The following is a 14,602-nucleotide window of genomic DNA, read 5'->3' on the forward strand; positions in this document are numbered from 1 at the left end:
ATGGCGGGGTTTTTTTATAAGACGATAACTTATGCCGCAGGCTGAGTTACAACGTCTTTGATACCTTTAACTTCGATCTCTACGCGACGATCTGGTGCCAGGCAGTCGATCAGTGCAGCGCGTGGTTTCACGTTGTCACAGGTAGAACCGGTAACTGGGTTAGATTCGCCCATACCACGTGGGGAGATCTTGTTAGCTGGGATACCTTTAGATACCAGGTAATCAACTACAGACTGAGCACGTTTCTCAGACAGACCCTGGTTGTAAGCGTCAGAACCGATACGGTCGGTGAAGCCCAGAACCACTACAGAACCGTCTTTAGGATCCAGGTTGCTCAGCTGGGTGTACAGCTGATCCAGTGCCTGCTGACCTTCTGGTTTCAGGGTAGCTTTGTTGAAGTTGAACAGAACGTCAGACTTAAGAGTGAAGTGCTTGGTCTGTACTTCTGGCGCTGGAGCCGGAGCTGGAGCTACGACTGGCGCATCTTCCTGCTGACCGAAACGGTAAGAAACACCAACGCTCAGCATGCCGTTGTCTGGACGAACGCCAACGGTAGCACCGTCACCGATGTTGTTAACCCACTGGTATTCCAGACGGGTAGCGATGTCACGGGTCATTGCCCACTCAACGCCACCAGCGAATACTGGGGAAACACCCGTGTCGTGGTCGTCACCAGCACGGCTGTTGCTGGAGTCTGCACGCCATACCATGCCGCCCAGACGGGTGTACACGTCCAGATCGTCAGTTACTGGGTAACCCAGTTTAGCGGTCAGCTGTACGCCCTGAGCTTTGAAAGCGCCATTGGTTTCGTTGCCTTTGTAAGGCATACGACCTAACCAGTCGTAACCCATTTCAAAGCCAACATACGGGTTAACCTGATAGCCACCGAACGCACCTGCACCAAGCTGGCTCTCATGAGTTGGGCCATCATTGTTGTTTGCGCTGTCGTACCAACCGGTGTCATGGAACTGAGACCAACCCAGTTTACCACCTGCATACCAGGTATTATCTTTCGGAGCGGCCTGCGCTACGGTAGCGAAGCCAGCCAGTGCCACTGCAATCGCGATAGCTGTCTTTTTCATTTTTTGCGCCTCGTTATCATCCAAAATTTGCCATGAATATCTCCATCGGAGGAATCACGGTTAAATCCTTCACCGGGGGGCGTGGTCAAATATAAACCTACCGATATCTTCGGCTTAGGCCGAGCACCCCTGGCGATGTAAAGTCTACAACGTAGCTGAAAACTTACAAGTGTGAAGTCCGTCAGGCATATGAAAAAAAAAGTTCCGTATACCTAATATTTAACAATTTTTGAACGAATTTTGTGCAGTAAAATTAACGAGAACCGCGTCAGACAAGACTTGCCGCAGTTTTGGCGCGTTGAACTTTTTTTGCATACTGCGGTCGAAAAAAATTCCAGGAAAACTCTTAAAATCACTCAATGGTACACATTCGAGTGAATTTTTAGCGCGGGATGTTGTCCTCTGCGATAGGAATCTCCACGAACTGGCCGCATGATGAAACCCATCGCGTTACCTTCTTCAGCCGCTTCAGTCAGACGCAAATGTTCTTCTTGCGACAGATCCTCAGGCAACCACCCAATCACGACGCTATAGTTCCCGGTACGTAATGCCCGGACCATCGACTCGACCGTATCGCAAGGGGAGAGTTGATTAATCTGCATCACCTTCGCTAACGGCAGCCCAGCCGACTGAACCCATTCGCGACTTAATTTTTGCTGTGGCGTCAGCCAGAGCTGCCAGCGAGACTGTTGCCCGAGCTGCTGCAAAAGCGGCAGGAGTAAGAGTTGTGTCAACAGCGGCTGGTCTTCACGGTAAACCACTTCACTGATAAGCCCTGTCGATTCACGCCCGATAGAATTCTGCGCAGCATTGCCTGCGGCAGAAGTAGAAGGTGTTAAGTGATTTGCATAGCCTGAAGTGTACATAATCATTCCAGCCCTGTAGTTACTGTATGGATATACAGTAACCCCTGTATGCATAAAGATCAACCTCATTTTCGGAAAGCGACTCGCAAATTTCATCCATTCCTGGTGAACATGAAAAAATCATCTTGCCCAACGGCAATAAGTTGCCTATTTTCCTGCTAACGGATCCGTTAGTAAGAAATATCGTGGTTACTGTATGATTTTTAATGGAATTATCATGAAAAAGATATCTTATGAGCGGATTTATCAATCTCAAGAATACCTCTCTCCGCTGGGCGAAATTCATCATCGCGCCCTGTTTGGCGGTTATACCCTGGCCGTGGATGAAGCGGTGTTCGCGATGGTGTCTGACGGCGAGCTGTACCTTCGCGCCTGTGAGCAAAGTGCAAAATACTGTGTAAAAAACGCTTCCTCTTTTCTGACCCTGATGAAACGAGGACGCCCAGTGCTGCTTAATTACTACCGTGTGGACGAAGGTCTGTGGCAAAACAGGGAAAAACTGCTTCAGCTCTCCTCGTTTGCGCTCGATGCCGCCAGGAAAGAGCGCTACCAGCGCCATCAGCGTAACCGGCTTAAAGATCTGCCGAACCTGACCTTTCAGATTGAGGTCCTGCTTATGGAGGCGGGCATTACCAATGAAGAGACGCTACGACAGTTGGGGGCGAAGACGAGCTGGCTGAAAATGCGCTCGAAGAATAAAGCGCTGAGTATCCGGGTATTGTTCGCGCTTGAAGGCGCGATTGAAGGGTTACATGAAGCGGCACTCCCGGCGGATATTCGCCGGGAGCTTACGGAGTGGTTTAATGCGCTGCCTGAGTCGCAGGGCCATCATTCCGCCAGGTAGCGATCTGCTGTCGCAGCCGACAAATTTCCGGCAGCAAAGCGATAAGCAGGCCAATTTGCTGAAGGACCAGTGGAGCTTTGTTGTCGGTGCCTGGATCAAGGTGTGCGATACGTTGCACCAGTTCATCCAGTGCCTGGTGAACCCGTGGCTCATCCGCAGGTTGATGATGAAGCGCATCATCAACGTAGCAAACGGCGTCGTCCAGCAGCGCCAGGATGTCCGGATTCGTCAGTTTCTCTCGGTGGGCGCCAAGGGTAGAGATATAGCTGGTGAACGTGTGGTTCAGACACAGCAGGCGGAAGGCTGTCTCACGGATTTCTGCCGTAGCGCGCGGCTCAGTTGACATATTCGAGACAACGGAAGCCAGCTCTGCGTCAGTGTTATGCGCATCGCGACGGGCAATCCGATAGGCCAGACGGTTATCGCGACCCTGATGGTATTGCTCAAGAATAGCATCCAGGTAGCGGCAGTTGGCGTTCATTGCTCTGTCGGACACGCGCGGTAAATTTCGGAAACGCCAGTCAGGCCAGATAAAACTCACCGCCGCCCAGGCGATGGCGCAGCCGATTAGCGTGTCAATCACACGGGGGAGGGCCACCTCAAAGCCTTCACCCAGCAGATTGAAGCAGAGCAGCACCAGCAGCGTGATGAACATCGTGGCGTGGGCATACTGCACATTGCGGAAAGCGAAGAACAGTACACCGGTAATCACAATCAGGATCAGTTGCCCTTCTACGGATGGCACAAAGTAGAGCACCGGCAGCCCGATGGCGACCCCGACTAATGTCCCGACAATACGCAGCGCGAGCCGATGGCGGGTAGCGTTATAGTTCGGCTGGCAGACAAACAGGCTGGTCAACAGGATCCAGTAGCCGTGGTGCAATCCTGTTATCTGGATAAACGCGTAGCCGACGCACAGTACCAGCGACATCCTTACCGCATGGCGAAAGAGGGCGGATTCCGGCGTAAAATGACGGCTCAGGCGCAGCCACATATCGCTGAAACCGTTGAGACTGTCGTCGGCAAGCTGGTTGTCAGCGTCATTGCCCGGCATCGCCATCGCCTGTTCAGACTCAATGGTGGCGAGCTGAGCATCAATGGCTCTCAGGTTGTTGAGCAGGAATCCCAGGGCTTTGAACTGTTCCGGTGATGTCCCACTGGCCTGAACGCGATCGAGCGCCGCATCCAGGTGGCTGAATGCGCGTTCAAAGCGCGGATCGTGCTGATAGGGCGTGCGCAGCAGTATTGAGCGCGCAAGTTGCTGGCAGGCCTGAGACTGCATCGACAGCAGGCGCTGGAAACGGAACATCACGTCGCTATAGCGGAATTTCTCGCGCAGGTCAGCGTACTGCACATGCGAGGAGCTGGCGCGCTCGTGAATATCCTGGGCGACAAAATAGTAGTGCAGTGTGCGCCGTGTACCGCGCTGACCGCGATCGCCGCGCAGACGGGTGAGCAGAGACGCTTTGGTCTGATTCAGCGTGGCGACCAGCTGGCCATTTGCCAGCGCCAGATCGTACAGGGGCGCCTGACTGTCCTCTTCGATATCCGGATCGAACAGCCGGGATTTCAGCTCCAGATAGTGGGCCAGCTGTTCGTAACTGCGGGCAATGTTGTCCTGTAAGGCACGAACCGGAAAAATAAGATGCCCGGTTAAGGTCAGCAGGTTATACCAGATAGCACCCAACAGCAGCAGGACCGGTTGCTGATACCACTGCTCGTAAAGAGAGACGCCCAGCATGGTGTAAATGGCAATCAGCAGGGCGCCAAACGCGATAGTGGCGTAGCGTTGCCCGAGGCCGCCGAGCAAAATGAAGCCGCTGGTGGACACCGTCAGCCCTAAGGCAAACAGCCAGGGCCACGGGAAAAGCAGCTCAACGGAGGCGGAAGCAATAAAGAAGCAGACCAGCGTGATGACCAGATTACGCAAACGACCGGCCAGGCGGTCGTCGAGATCCGCCAGCGCACCGGCCACCACCCCAAGCGTGAGGGGGATGGTGAGCTTCACATCATTCAGCCACCACGGCAGAGCGACGGTGCCGCAGAGGGCGATAAAAATCCTGACGTTATACAGCCAGTTACTGTTCCATGTATAGCGACGAAGCAGGGGGCTTAGCATGAGAGCGGCCAGTCCTTATTACTGAAAACGACGACGGGCATTGGCTTCACGCGCGGCTTGCGCGACTTCGACCGGGACAACTCGGCGTCCTACCGGCCACAGGGCGATGGTGGCAATTTTGAAATTAGCGATGCCAACCGGAATGCCAATAATCGTAATGCACTGGGCGATGCCGGCGAAAATATGCATCAGACACAGCCACCAGCCAAAGAAGATCAGCCATAAAATATTCAGCAGCGTGCCGCCGGTATTCATCAGGGCATTTTTTCTTTCCGGCTCCAGCTCATCCACGTGCACGGCTTCATTTCCATAAGGAACGAGGGACAGTTTGGTGATTTCCCAGCAGGAGCGCGTCAGCGGAAGGGTGAAGATGAGCACAATGCTCACCAGGGTGGCAAAAAGCCAGGAAAGGGTGGTGGCAAAACCGCCAAGGACAAAATTCAACACATTCAGAACGGTACGCATAAACCCTCATTTCCTTCGATATGATTAACGCCCGGTGATTGTAACGTTTTTTTGGGCTGGAGCACCTTAAAACTGGCAGTTAAACTGTCTGACAAATTATGACCTCGTGGATCCGGCAGGATATGGAACTGAAAGCAACTTCAATGGGCAAACGCCTGGCGCAGCACCCTTACGACAAGGTTGTCCTTCTCAATGCGGGAGTGAAAGTCTCCGGGGAACGCCACGAATATCTTATTCCGTTTAATCAGCTACTGGCCATTCATTGTAAACGAGGGCTGGTATGGGGGGAGCTGGAGTTCGTCTTGCCGTCAGACAAAGTGGTGCGGCTTCACGGGACCGAGTGGGCGGAAACCCAACGCTTCCACTACCATCTGAATACGCGCTGGCAACAGTGGAGCCAGGAGATGAGCGTGATAGCCGCACAGGTGCTGCAACAGGTGCTGGACGATATCGCGCTAAGCAATACGCAGCAGAAGTGGCTGACGCGCCAGCAAACCGCCGGGCTTCAGCAAAAAATTGCCCAGGCGCTGACGGCATTGCCTTTACCGGTGGCGCGGCTTGAGGAATTTGATAACTGCCGCGACGCGTGGCGGAAGTGTCAGGCCTGGCTGAACGATATCGAGAAAAGCCGTCTGGCGCATAACCAGGCCTGGACTGAGGCGATGCTTACGCAATATGCCGATTTTTTCAGTACGGTGGAATCATCACCCCTCAATCCTGCCCAGGCGCGCGCCGTGGTGAATGGCGAGCAGTCTCTTTTAGTGCTGGCAGGCGCCGGGAGCGGCAAAACGTCGGTGCTGGTGGCACGCGCGGGCTGGCTTCTGACAACGGGCGAGGCGGTTGCCGACCAGATTTTGCTGCTGGCCTTTGGTCGCAAGGCGGCGCAGGAGATGGATGAGCGCATTCAGGCGCGTTTGCATACCCAGGATATCTCGGCGCGCACGTTCCACTCCCTCGCTTTACACATCATTCAACAGGGCAGCAAAAAAGTCCCTGTTGTCAGCAAGCTGGAGAACGACGCTCAGGCTCGCCAGACGCTGTTTATCAAGGCATGGCGTCAGCAGTGCAGTGAAAAAAAGGCGCAGGCGAAAGGCTGGCGTCAGTGGCTTGAAGAGGAACTCAACTGGGAGGTGCCGGAGGGCAGCTTCTGGCAGGATGAAAAGCTGGCGCGCCGGCTGGGCTCTCGTCTAGACCGGTGGGTAAGCCTGATGCGCATGCACGGCGGCTCTCAGGCGGAGATGATAGAAAGTGCACCGGAGTCGATCCGCGCCGTGTTTTCTAAGCGGGTTAAGCTGATGGCGCCGATGCTGAAAGCGTGGAAAACCGCGCTGAAAGACGAAAACGCGGTCGATTTTTCGGGGCTGATCCATCAGGCCATTATCATTCTGGAGAAAGGGCGCTTCGTCAGCCCGTGGAAACACATTCTGGTGGATGAGTTTCAGGATATCTCGCCGCAGCGCGCTGCGCTGCTTTCGGCGCTGCGGGCGCAGAATAAACACACGTCGCTGTTTGCCGTGGGCGATGACTGGCAGGCTATCTACCGTTTCAGCGGGGCGCAACTATCCCTCACGACAGCCTTCCACCACTATTTTGGGGAAGGCGATCGCAGCGATCTGGACACCACCTACCGCTTCAACGCGCGGATTGGCGAAATAGCCAACCGTTTTATTCAGCAGAACCCGCATCAGCTGTCGAAACCGCTTAACAGCCTGAGGTCTGGGGATAAAAAGGCCGTCACGCTGCTGGCGGACGATCAGCTGGAACCGCTGCTGGATAAACTGAGCGGCTATGCGAAACCGGATGAACGAATTCTGGTGCTGGCGCGTTACCACCACCTCAAGCCGACGGCGCTGGAAAAAGCGGCGACGCGCTGGCCAAAACTACAGCTCGATTTCATGACCATTCATGCCAGTAAAGGGCAGCAGGCCGACTACGTGATTGTGGTGGGGCTAAAAGAGGGGAGCGACGGTTTCCCGGCGCCGGCGCGGGAATCCGTGATGGAAGAGGCGTTATTACCTGTTCCGGAAGATTTCCCGGATGCAGAGGAGCGGCGCTTACTGTACGTGGCGATAACCCGCGCGCGCCATCGCGTGTGGCTCTTGTTCAACAAAGAGGAGCCGTCGGTGTTTGTCGATATTTTGAAGAGTATTGACGTGCCGGTGGCGAGAAAGCCGTAACGCGCCGGGCAAATTCTGTAGGCCCGGTAAGCGCAGCGCCACCGGGCAAAAAACTACTTCAGTCTCTCCGCAAGATAACGCTGATAATCCGGGATCAAAATCTCCACCGGATCGTTAAACTGCGGCGATTCAATGATGAAATCTGCCGTTGAAAGATTGGTGGCTACCGGAATGTTCCACACCGTCGCCAGACGCAGCAGCGCTTTAACGTCCGGATCATGCGGAACCGCGTTCAGCGGATCCCAGAAGAAAATCAGAACGTCAATTTTACCTTCTGAAATCTGAGCGCCTACCTGCTGGTCACCACCCATCGGGCCGCTCAGCATGGCATTCACTTCCAGACCGGTTTCGCGGTGGATCAGGTTGCCGGTTGTTCCCGTAGCAGAAAGGGCATGATGCTGTAAAAGAGGCTGATGGCGACGAACCCAGTTAAGCAGCATTTGTTTACAGTGATCGTGCGCAACCAGAGCAATGTGCTTGCGCGCCGGAAGTGTGCGTGTTGTCAGTTCCATAATCTTATCCGTGAGGTTACCTCGCTACACGATGACGGGAACTGACTGATGCTGCAAGAGAAAGGACAAAAAAATGTGGCTTACGACGAAGGTTGTTGTTTTGCCCATTGCAGAAAACGGGCGCGCGTGTCCGGATCGGCATTCTGGAACCAGAACTTGAGACGTTGCTCAGTAAGGGTCTGCGACTGAGGGGGGAGTACATCCAGCTCCGATACGCCCGAAAGCAGGGTACTGTCATCCGCCATCATGGTGGCGAACTGGGGCAGCGAGGCGCGCCTGCTGGCCCTGTTGTAGGTCTCGGTGTCCGCTTCATAGTCAGTTCCCTTTGGCCTTTTTGTCAGCGCCAGAATATCCAGCTTTACCGGGATGGGCATGGAATCCCCGTCCACCAGTTCAATGCGCGGCGAGGCATCAAATGCCAGTGACTCCTTTTCTGTCTCAAGGCGCGGGAGACGAAAATTGACCTTGCTGATACGCTGGGTATTAAAGCTGACCACCAGCGGAGGCGAAATGTACACCTGCTGTTCGTTGTCGGCGAGGCGAATGGTCTTTTCCACCCGAAAAACCAGCTGATGCGGGCCGTTATCCAGCTCGATGCTGTCTGCGCCCCGTAGCAGGGAACTGGAGACTTTTTTCCCGTCCAGCACCAGCAGGTCAATGTCGGTTGTGAGTCTGAGAGTAGTTGCGAAAACACAAACCGGCATGATTAACGCAACCACAGCCCAGGCAATGCCGGTTTTCATAGCTGACTCCTGTAGACAAACTACCCGGTAAGAATGTATCAAAATTTTTCGATAAACACGTTTACTAACATATAGACATATTCTGCCGTTTTGCCCTCATACTTCTGTATGGGATGCGTGGTTGAGATGTTCGCTTTGACGTACACTTTGAAAAAAACCAGGAGGAACAGCATGAAAGAGAACGACATTGTCGAGATTCTGACGACCACGCGCACTATCGCGCTGGTCGGCGCGAGCGATAAACCGGATCGCCCAAGCTATCGGGTCATGAAATACCTTCTGGACCAGGGATATCACGTGATCCCGGTCTCGCCGAAGGTGGCGGGGAAAACGCTGCTGGGTCAGCAGGGCTATGCGACGCTCGCGGACGTGCCGGAAAAGGTGGATATGGTGGACGTTTTTCGTAATTCAGAAGCGGCCTGGGGCGTGGCGCAGGAAGCGATCGCCATTGGCGCGAAAACGCTGTGGATGCAACTGGGCGTGATTAATGAGCAGGCGGCCGTGCTGGCACGCGATGCCGGGCTGAAAGTGGTGATGGATCGCTGTCCGGCAATCGATATTCCTCGTCTGGGGCTGGCAAAATAAAAAAAGCCCGTTTGACGGGCTTTTTTACACCTTTAGTTACGCAGTCTTGGTGCCTGTAACTGTTTGCGGATGGTCTGAGCAAGCTCGTCCATAGTGGGTTGTTCCGGATGCTCATCCTGTAGTTCACCACTCAGCTGCGCTTCGGCAAGATAGGTATGGACAGGCTGACCATCGTCGCCCTCCATAACCACATGATACCAGGGCGCGGCGCGAAGCTCTGCGTCAACGGCCAGATCGTCTGCTGACGGTTCATCAAGGGAATACTCCGGGTCGATATCCACGACCACACCCAAATATCCAAGCAAGGTGTGGCGGACCTGCTGGCCGATACCGAATTTGCTGGCAATCATAGTCACCTCCCGGGAAACATTACATACACACTATGTGCGGGCAATATTTCTCTTTTCAAGTTACATGACGCGACAGGCAAACCCTTTCAGATACAGCCCTTCCGGGTAGGTAGCGATCACCGGGTGATCGGCGGCCTGACGGAACTGCTCTATAAATTGTACATCACGACCCGCATCTATTGCGGCATCGGCGATGATTTTTTGGAATAAATCTGTCGTCATCAGGCCTGAACAGGAGAACGTCAGCAGCACGCCGCCCGGGTTCAGCAGCTGGATCGCCAGCATGTTGATGTCTTTATAGCCACGGCAGGCGCCCATCAGCTGGCTTTTATTTTCCACAAACTTCGGCGGGTCCATCACGATAACGTCAAATTTCTCGCCCTGGTCGCGGTATTTACGCAGCAGTTTGAACACGTCGTCGCGCACAAACTCCGCTTTGCTCAGATCCAGCTTGTTCAGCTCAACGTTCTGTTTCGCCACATCCAGCGCTTCCTGTGAGGTGTCGACGCTCACAACCTGGGCACAGCCGCCCATCAGGGCAGAGACCGCAAAGCCGCCGGTATAAGAGAAGCAGTTCAGCACGCGCCTATCGGCAACGTACTGGCGCGTTGCCAGACGGCTGTCACGCTGGTCGAGGTAATAACCGGTCTTATGGCCGCCCTGGATATCCACCAGCAGCTTCATGCCATGCTCTTCAATAGGCAGCAGGGCAGGCGGCAGTTCGCCGGTGACCGGGCCTTGCGTCAGCTCCATGCCCTCTTTTTTACGTACCGCCACGTCGCTGCGGTCGTAAATGGCACATTCCGGGAACAGGGTTTGCAGGGCGCTAATCAGCGCGGCACGCTGGTATTCCGCCCCGGCGCTCAGCAGCTGCAACACCAGGAAATTGCCGAAGCGGTCGATGGTCACGCCCGGCAGCCCGTCGGACTCTCCGGCAATCAGACGATAGCTGTCCAGCCCGTCACGCTTTGCCAGCCACTCACGCCACTGCTGCGCCTGTTGCAGACGACGGACAAAGAAGTCGATATCGATGGCTTCTTCTTTATTGAACGTCCAGACGCGCGCGCGGATCTGAGATGCAGGCGAGTATGCGCCGCGTGCTAACCATTTCCCCTGATGGTCAACAATATCGATGGTTTCACCGAGGCTGGCTTTACCTTCCATGCGGGCAACCGCGCCGGAAAAGACCCAGGGATGACGGCGCAGTAATGACTTCTCGCGCCCTTTGGCTAACACTAAACGTACACTCATAATTTGCTATTCTGTCGATTCCAATGAAATGGCCGCCATTTTCCCGACTTCAGTGAGGAAATGCAACGCGCCAGTCGGATAAGGAGAAGGATGATGTCAAATGTTTGCACCATTGCCTGGGTCCATGGCCTTGTACAGGGCGTCGGATTCCGCTACAGCACCCAGCGCGAAGCCCTTCAGCTCGGGCTGACGGGGTATGCGCGTAACATGGATGATGGCAGCGTGGAGGTTGTGGCCTGCGGTGAGGCGGATCGGGTAGAGAAGCTGGTGGCGTGGCTGAAAGCGGGCGGACCGCGCAGTGCGCGGGTTGATAAGGTGCTAACGGAACCGCATCAACCCGGCCGGGAATACGCTGACTTCAGTATTCGCTATTAAATGCATTTTACCGGCTTTGGCAGGCCGGCGATTTTTGTCGCCTGTTTAGCCGGGCCTTTCGGAAACAGGCGATACAGATAACGGCTGTTGCCTTTCTCTTCGCCAAATTTATTCGCCATGGCTTTGACCAGCATGCGGATAGCTGGCGACGTGTTGAATTCAAGGTAAAATTCTCGCACGAAGCGCACCACTTCCCAGTGTTCCGGGGAGAGGGTAATTCCTTCGTTTTCCGCAATTTTCTCCGCCAGCGCTTCGCTCCACTGGCTGCTCTCTTTCAGATAACCGTCGTTATCGGTTTCGATCTCTTTGCCTTCAAAACTCAACATATTCATTCACGCGTTAGTCAAAAACCGCCTCAGTCTACCAAAAAAACAAAGCCCCGCATAAGCGGGGCCCTGTTCACAGCACGGTGAGTTAATCGCGGCTGGCGAAGCCCAGGATGCTCAGCAGGCTGACAAAAATGTTGTACAGCGACACATACAGGCTCACGGTGGCGCGGATATAGTTCATCTCACCGCCGTGAATGATGTTGCTGGTTTCATACAGGATTGCGCCTGATGAAATCAGGATAAACACCGCGCTGATTGCCAGATGCAGCGCAGGCAATTGCAGGAAGATGTTCGCCAGCATACCGACCAGTACAATCACGATACCCGCCATCAGCATACCGCCAAGGAAGGACATGTCCTTACGGGTGGTCAGCACGTAGGCCGAGCAGCAGAAGAACACCAGCGCGGTACCGCCCAGCGCCATACCAATCACGTCGCCCATTCCGGCAGACAGATAGGCATTCAGGATTGGCCCCAGAATGTAGCCCAGGAAGCCGGTAAAGGCGAACGCGGAGAGAATCCCCACCGGTTTATCCGCGGTTTTGTAGGTCAGGAACATCAGACCGTACATACCCACCAGCGTCAGGATCAGGCCTGGAGAAGGCAGCATCAGTACGGTGCTGGCCGTTGCGGTGATCGCCGAAAACGCCAGCGTCAGGCTGAGCATGAAATAGGTATTGCGCAGCACCTTATGGGTGCTGAGTAGCGATGTGCGGTCGCGTGAAGAAGTAATTATACGATCCATGAGTCACTCTCTTATGACAGATGTAATTAGCGCAAAGAATAGGAAACGGCGCGGCAGACGCAAAGTGGTTTTACCCATCTTTACTCAGCCCCTTAGGGATTATGCTGGTTTTTTATTCTGGCAAAGCCTTTGTACTCAGAATGAAGTGCGGTTTGTAGGGCGTATTCAGATCAACCTCTTATAGGTCACTGAAAAATATTGCGTTATTTCCCTAAGGCCGCTAAGAGTTATTTCCGGATCGTCATAAAAACAGACAATAAGGCGAAGGAAATGAAACCACAAACACGCACGCACTTTACACTCTCTTTGTTAACCACAGGGATCCTGTGCGCCAGCACGGCAACCTGGGCGGCTAAGGTGCCGGCAGGAACCCAGCTGGCAGATAAGCAGGAACTGGTCAGGAACAACGGCAGTGAACCCGCCTCGCTCGACCCGCATAAAGTTGAAAGCGATGTCGAATTCAATATTATCAGCGATTTATTCGACGGGCTGGTCAGCGTCTCTCCGGCAGGTGAAATCCAGCCGCGCCTGGCGGAGAAATGGGAAAATAAAGACAACACAGTCTGGACGTTCCATCTGCGCCCGGGCATTACCTGGAGCGATGGAACCCCCATCACAGCGGAAGATATTGTCTGGAGCTGGCAGCGACTGGTCGACCCGAAAACCGCCTCTCCGTATGCCAGCTATCCCGGCAGTATGCGTATCGTCAACGGCACTGATATCGCAGAAGGCAAAAAAGCGCCCGAGTCGCTGGGGGTGAAAGCCATCAATGACACCACGCTGGAAGTGACGCTCACGCAACCTAACGCCGCTTTCCTGGCGATGCTGGCTCACCCGTCTCTGGTGCCAATTGATAAAGTCCTGGTAGGCCGTTTCGGTGAAAAGTGGACCAAACCGGAGCACTTCGTCAGCAGCGGGGCCTATAAACTGTCACAGTGGGTGGTTAACGAACGCATTGTGGCGGTGCGTAACCCGAAATATTGGGATAACGAACATACCGTCATTAACAAGGTAACCTATCTGCCCATTTCCTCTGAAGCTGCTGACGTTAACCGCTACAAAGCGGGCGAAATCGACATTGTCTACACGGTGCCGATCAACCAGTTTGCTCAGCTGAAGAAAACGCTGGGGAGCGAGCTGGATGTATCGCCGCAGCTTGCCACCTATTATTACGAATTCAACACCACCCGGCCGCCGTTCAACGACGCCCGCGTGCGCAAGGCGCTGAACCTGGCGCTGGATAAAGACATTATCGCCGATAAAGTATTAGGGCAGGGTCAGCGCCCGGCATGGCTCATCAGCCAGCCGGATATTGGCGGCGTCAAACTCCAGAACCCGGATTACGCCAGCTGGCCGATGGATAAACGCATTGCCGAGGCGAAAAAGCTGCTGGCCGAAGCCGGATTTAACGACAGCCATCCGCTCAGCTTTAATCTCCTCTATAACACCTCGGAATCGCACCAGCGTATTGCCATTGCCGCCAGCTCAATGTGGAAGAAGAACCTCGGCGTGGAGGCGAAGCTGCAAAATCAGGAATGGAAAACCATGCTTGATACCATGCACACCCATAATTTTGACGCGGTACGCTACGCCTGGATTGCCGATTACGACGATGCGGCAACTTTCCTGAACAACTTTCGTACCGGGGATAGCCAAAACACCACTCAGTACAGCAATCCGGACTACGATCGGGCACTGGTGAACGCGGCGAAATCGAAAACGGCGGAGGAGCGCGGTAAATTCTACCAGCAGGCAGAAGATCTGCTGGGACGCGATGTCCCGGCGATCCCTGTTTATCATTACGTGCGCACGCACCTGGTGAAACCGTGGGTAGGGGGCTTCACGCCAGACAAGCTCGGGTACTACTACACCAAAGATATGTACATCAAAAAGCACTAACGATCCGCGGTGGATATTATGCTGTCAAAACGGCCAATCTGTCGTCTATTCAACCGATTAAACGCATTTTGGCTATTTTTAAAGCGAACGAATGCGCACACTCTTTACAGCGCGCGGTGAGGTGTTTATAGTTCGCCTCACTTAGGAAGCGTGGCCGAGCGGTTGAAGGCACCGGTCTTGAAAACCGGCGACCCGAAAGGGTTCTAGAGTTCGAATCTCTACGCTTCCGCCAAATTCGAAACCCCTGCGATAGCAATATC

At 54.3% G+C, this 14,602-nt stretch carries 15 protein-coding genes and 1 tRNA gene; 6 read left to right on the forward strand and 10 right to left on the reverse strand.

Features of this window, described 5'->3' with window-relative positions:
• Nucleotides 1-29: 29 nt before the first annotated feature.
• Nucleotides 30-1,082, reverse strand: coding sequence for a porin OmpA (gene ompA, locus ACOTXD_RS10870; protein WP_003858156.1), 1,053 nt, complete (start codon nt 1,080-1,082; stop codon nt 30-32).
• Nucleotides 1,083-1,438: 356 nt separating this feature from the next.
• Entirely contained in the window at nt 1,439-1,948 is a 510-nt protein-coding gene (gene sulA, locus ACOTXD_RS10875; protein WP_003858155.1) for an SOS-induced cell division inhibitor SulA, read from the reverse strand.
• Between the two features lie 217 nt (nt 1,949-2,165).
• Between sulA and ACOTXD_RS10880 the strand changes: the two genes are divergently transcribed.
• The gene (locus ACOTXD_RS10880) at nt 2,166-2,792 is read left to right on the forward strand and encodes a TfoX/Sxy family DNA transformation protein (protein ID WP_023315767.1); all 627 of its coding nucleotides are present in this window, start codon (nt 2,166-2,168) and stop codon (nt 2,790-2,792) included.
• Here the strand turns inward: ACOTXD_RS10880 and yccS are convergent.
• Nucleotides 2,749-4,911 (reverse strand): YccS family putative transporter, encoded by a 2,163-nt coding sequence (yccS, locus tag ACOTXD_RS10885; RefSeq protein ID WP_003858151.1) that lies wholly within the window; start codon nt 4,909-4,911, stop codon nt 2,749-2,751. The genes ACOTXD_RS10880 and yccS overlap by 44 nt on opposite strands.
• 18 nt (nt 4,912-4,929) lie before the next feature.
• Complete coding sequence (locus tag ACOTXD_RS10890; protein WP_003858149.1) at nt 4,930-5,376, reverse strand: YccF domain-containing protein; 447 nt, start codon at nt 5,374-5,376, stop codon at nt 4,930-4,932.
• Between the two features lie 122 nt (nt 5,377-5,498).
• On the opposite strand from ACOTXD_RS10890, the gene helD reads away from it, so the two are divergent.
• Complete coding sequence (helD, locus tag ACOTXD_RS10895) at nt 5,499-7,553, forward strand: DNA helicase IV (RefSeq protein ID WP_061856352.1); 2,055 nt, start codon at nt 5,499-5,501, stop codon at nt 7,551-7,553.
• A gap of 53 nt (nt 7,554-7,606) precedes the next feature.
• On the opposite strand, the gene mgsA is transcribed toward helD, so the two are convergent.
• Together mgsA and csgI are read right to left on the reverse strand one after the other, a co-directional pair.
• The gene (gene mgsA, locus ACOTXD_RS10900; RefSeq protein ID WP_003858146.1) at nt 7,607-8,065 is read right to left on the reverse strand and encodes a methylglyoxal synthase; all 459 of its coding nucleotides are present in this window, start codon (nt 8,063-8,065) and stop codon (nt 7,607-7,609) included.
• Between the two features lie 80 nt (nt 8,066-8,145).
• Nucleotides 8,146-8,808: a curli synthesis inhibitor gene (gene csgI, locus ACOTXD_RS10905; RefSeq protein ID WP_061856353.1), complete on the reverse strand. Its 663-nt coding sequence runs from the start codon at nt 8,806-8,808 to the stop codon at nt 8,146-8,148.
• Nucleotides 8,809-8,979: 171 nt separating this feature from the next.
• On the opposite strand from csgI, the gene ACOTXD_RS10910 reads away from it, so the two are divergent.
• Nucleotides 8,980-9,393 carry a CoA-binding protein gene (locus tag ACOTXD_RS10910; protein ID WP_003858138.1) on the forward strand — a complete coding sequence of 138 codons (414 nt, stop codon included), beginning with the start codon at nt 8,980-8,982 and terminating at the stop codon, nt 9,391-9,393.
• A 32-nt stretch (nt 9,394-9,425) separates the two neighbouring features.
• Here ACOTXD_RS10910 and hspQ read toward each other — a convergent pair whose 3' ends face one another.
• Together hspQ and rlmI are read right to left on the reverse strand one after the other, a co-directional pair.
• Nucleotides 9,426-9,743: a heat shock protein HspQ gene (gene hspQ, locus ACOTXD_RS10915; protein WP_003858136.1), complete on the reverse strand. Its 318-nt coding sequence runs from the start codon at nt 9,741-9,743 to the stop codon at nt 9,426-9,428.
• A gap of 60 nt (nt 9,744-9,803) precedes the next feature.
• Nucleotides 9,804-10,994, reverse strand: a complete 1,191-nt coding sequence (gene rlmI / locus ACOTXD_RS10920; protein ID WP_045897369.1) for a 23S rRNA (cytosine(1962)-C(5))-methyltransferase RlmI — start codon at nt 10,992-10,994, stop codon at nt 9,804-9,806.
• A 93-nt stretch (nt 10,995-11,087) separates the two neighbouring features.
• Between rlmI and yccX the strand changes: the two genes are divergently transcribed.
• On the forward strand, nt 11,088-11,369 hold the full coding sequence (yccX, locus tag ACOTXD_RS10925) for an acylphosphatase (RefSeq protein WP_003858131.1): 282 nt from the start codon (nt 11,088-11,090) through the stop codon (nt 11,367-11,369).
• Here the strand turns inward: yccX and tusE are convergent.
• Nucleotides 11,366-11,695 (reverse strand): sulfurtransferase TusE, encoded by a 330-nt coding sequence (gene tusE / locus ACOTXD_RS10930; RefSeq protein WP_003858129.1) that lies wholly within the window; start codon nt 11,693-11,695, stop codon nt 11,366-11,368. The genes yccX and tusE overlap by 4 nt on opposite strands.
• A gap of 88 nt (nt 11,696-11,783) precedes the next feature.
• The gene (yccA, locus tag ACOTXD_RS10935) at nt 11,784-12,443 is read right to left on the reverse strand and encodes an FtsH protease modulator YccA (RefSeq protein WP_061856354.1); all 660 of its coding nucleotides are present in this window, start codon (nt 12,441-12,443) and stop codon (nt 11,784-11,786) included.
• A 270-nt stretch (nt 12,444-12,713) separates the two neighbouring features.
• Between yccA and ACOTXD_RS10940 the strand changes: the two genes are divergently transcribed.
• On the forward strand, nt 12,714-14,342 hold the full coding sequence (locus ACOTXD_RS10940) for an ABC transporter substrate-binding protein (protein ID WP_126501199.1): 1,629 nt from the start codon (nt 12,714-12,716) through the stop codon (nt 14,340-14,342).
• Nucleotides 14,343-14,486: 144 nt separating this feature from the next.
• Nucleotides 14,487-14,574, forward strand: a tRNA-Ser gene (locus ACOTXD_RS10945).
• The last annotated feature ends 28 nt before the right edge of the window (nt 14,575-14,602 follow it).

The organism is Enterobacter cloacae complex sp. CDL013, assembly GCF_049238805.1.
GTDB classification, from domain to species: Bacteria; Pseudomonadota; Gammaproteobacteria; order Enterobacterales; family Enterobacteriaceae; genus Enterobacter; species Enterobacter hormaechei_C.

Coding starts and splice junctions, on each gene's coding strand:
- hspQ (WP_003858136.1), bottom strand. CDS start 9,743: ATGATTGCCAGCAAATTCGGTATCGGCCAGCAGGTCCGCCACACCTTG.
- mgsA (WP_003858146.1), bottom strand. CDS start 8,065: ATGGAACTGACAACACGCACACTTCCGGCGCGCAAGCACATTGCTCTG.
- yccA (WP_061856354.1), bottom strand. CDS start 12,443: ATGGATCGTATAATTACTTCTTCACGCGACCGCACATCGCTACTCAGC.
- csgI (WP_061856353.1), bottom strand. CDS start 8,808: ATGAAAACCGGCATTGCCTGGGCTGTGGTTGCGTTAATCATGCCGGTT.
- sulA (WP_003858155.1), bottom strand. CDS start 1,948: ATGTACACTTCAGGCTATGCAAATCACTTAACACCTTCTACTTCTGCC.
- ompA (WP_003858156.1), bottom strand. CDS start 1,082: ATGAAAAAGACAGCTATCGCGATTGCAGTGGCACTGGCTGGCTTCGCT.
- yccX (WP_003858131.1), top strand. CDS start 11,088: ATGTCAAATGTTTGCACCATTGCCTGGGTCCATGGCCTTGTACAGGGC.
- helD (WP_061856352.1), top strand. CDS start 5,499: ATGGAACTGAAAGCAACTTCAATGGGCAAACGCCTGGCGCAGCACCCT.
- rlmI (WP_045897369.1), bottom strand. CDS start 10,994: ATGAGTGTACGTTTAGTGTTAGCCAAAGGGCGCGAGAAGTCATTACTG.
- ACOTXD_RS10880 (WP_023315767.1), top strand. CDS start 2,166: ATGAAAAAGATATCTTATGAGCGGATTTATCAATCTCAAGAATACCTC.
- ACOTXD_RS10910 (WP_003858138.1), top strand. CDS start 8,980: ATGAAAGAGAACGACATTGTCGAGATTCTGACGACCACGCGCACTATC.
- ACOTXD_RS10940 (WP_126501199.1), top strand. CDS start 12,714: ATGAAACCACAAACACGCACGCACTTTACACTCTCTTTGTTAACCACA.
- tusE (WP_003858129.1), bottom strand. CDS start 11,695: ATGTTGAGTTTTGAAGGCAAAGAGATCGAAACCGATAACGACGGTTAT.
- yccS (WP_003858151.1), bottom strand. CDS start 4,911: ATGCTAAGCCCCCTGCTTCGTCGCTATACATGGAACAGTAACTGGCTG.
- ACOTXD_RS10890 (WP_003858149.1), bottom strand. CDS start 5,376: ATGCGTACCGTTCTGAATGTGTTGAATTTTGTCCTTGGCGGTTTTGCC.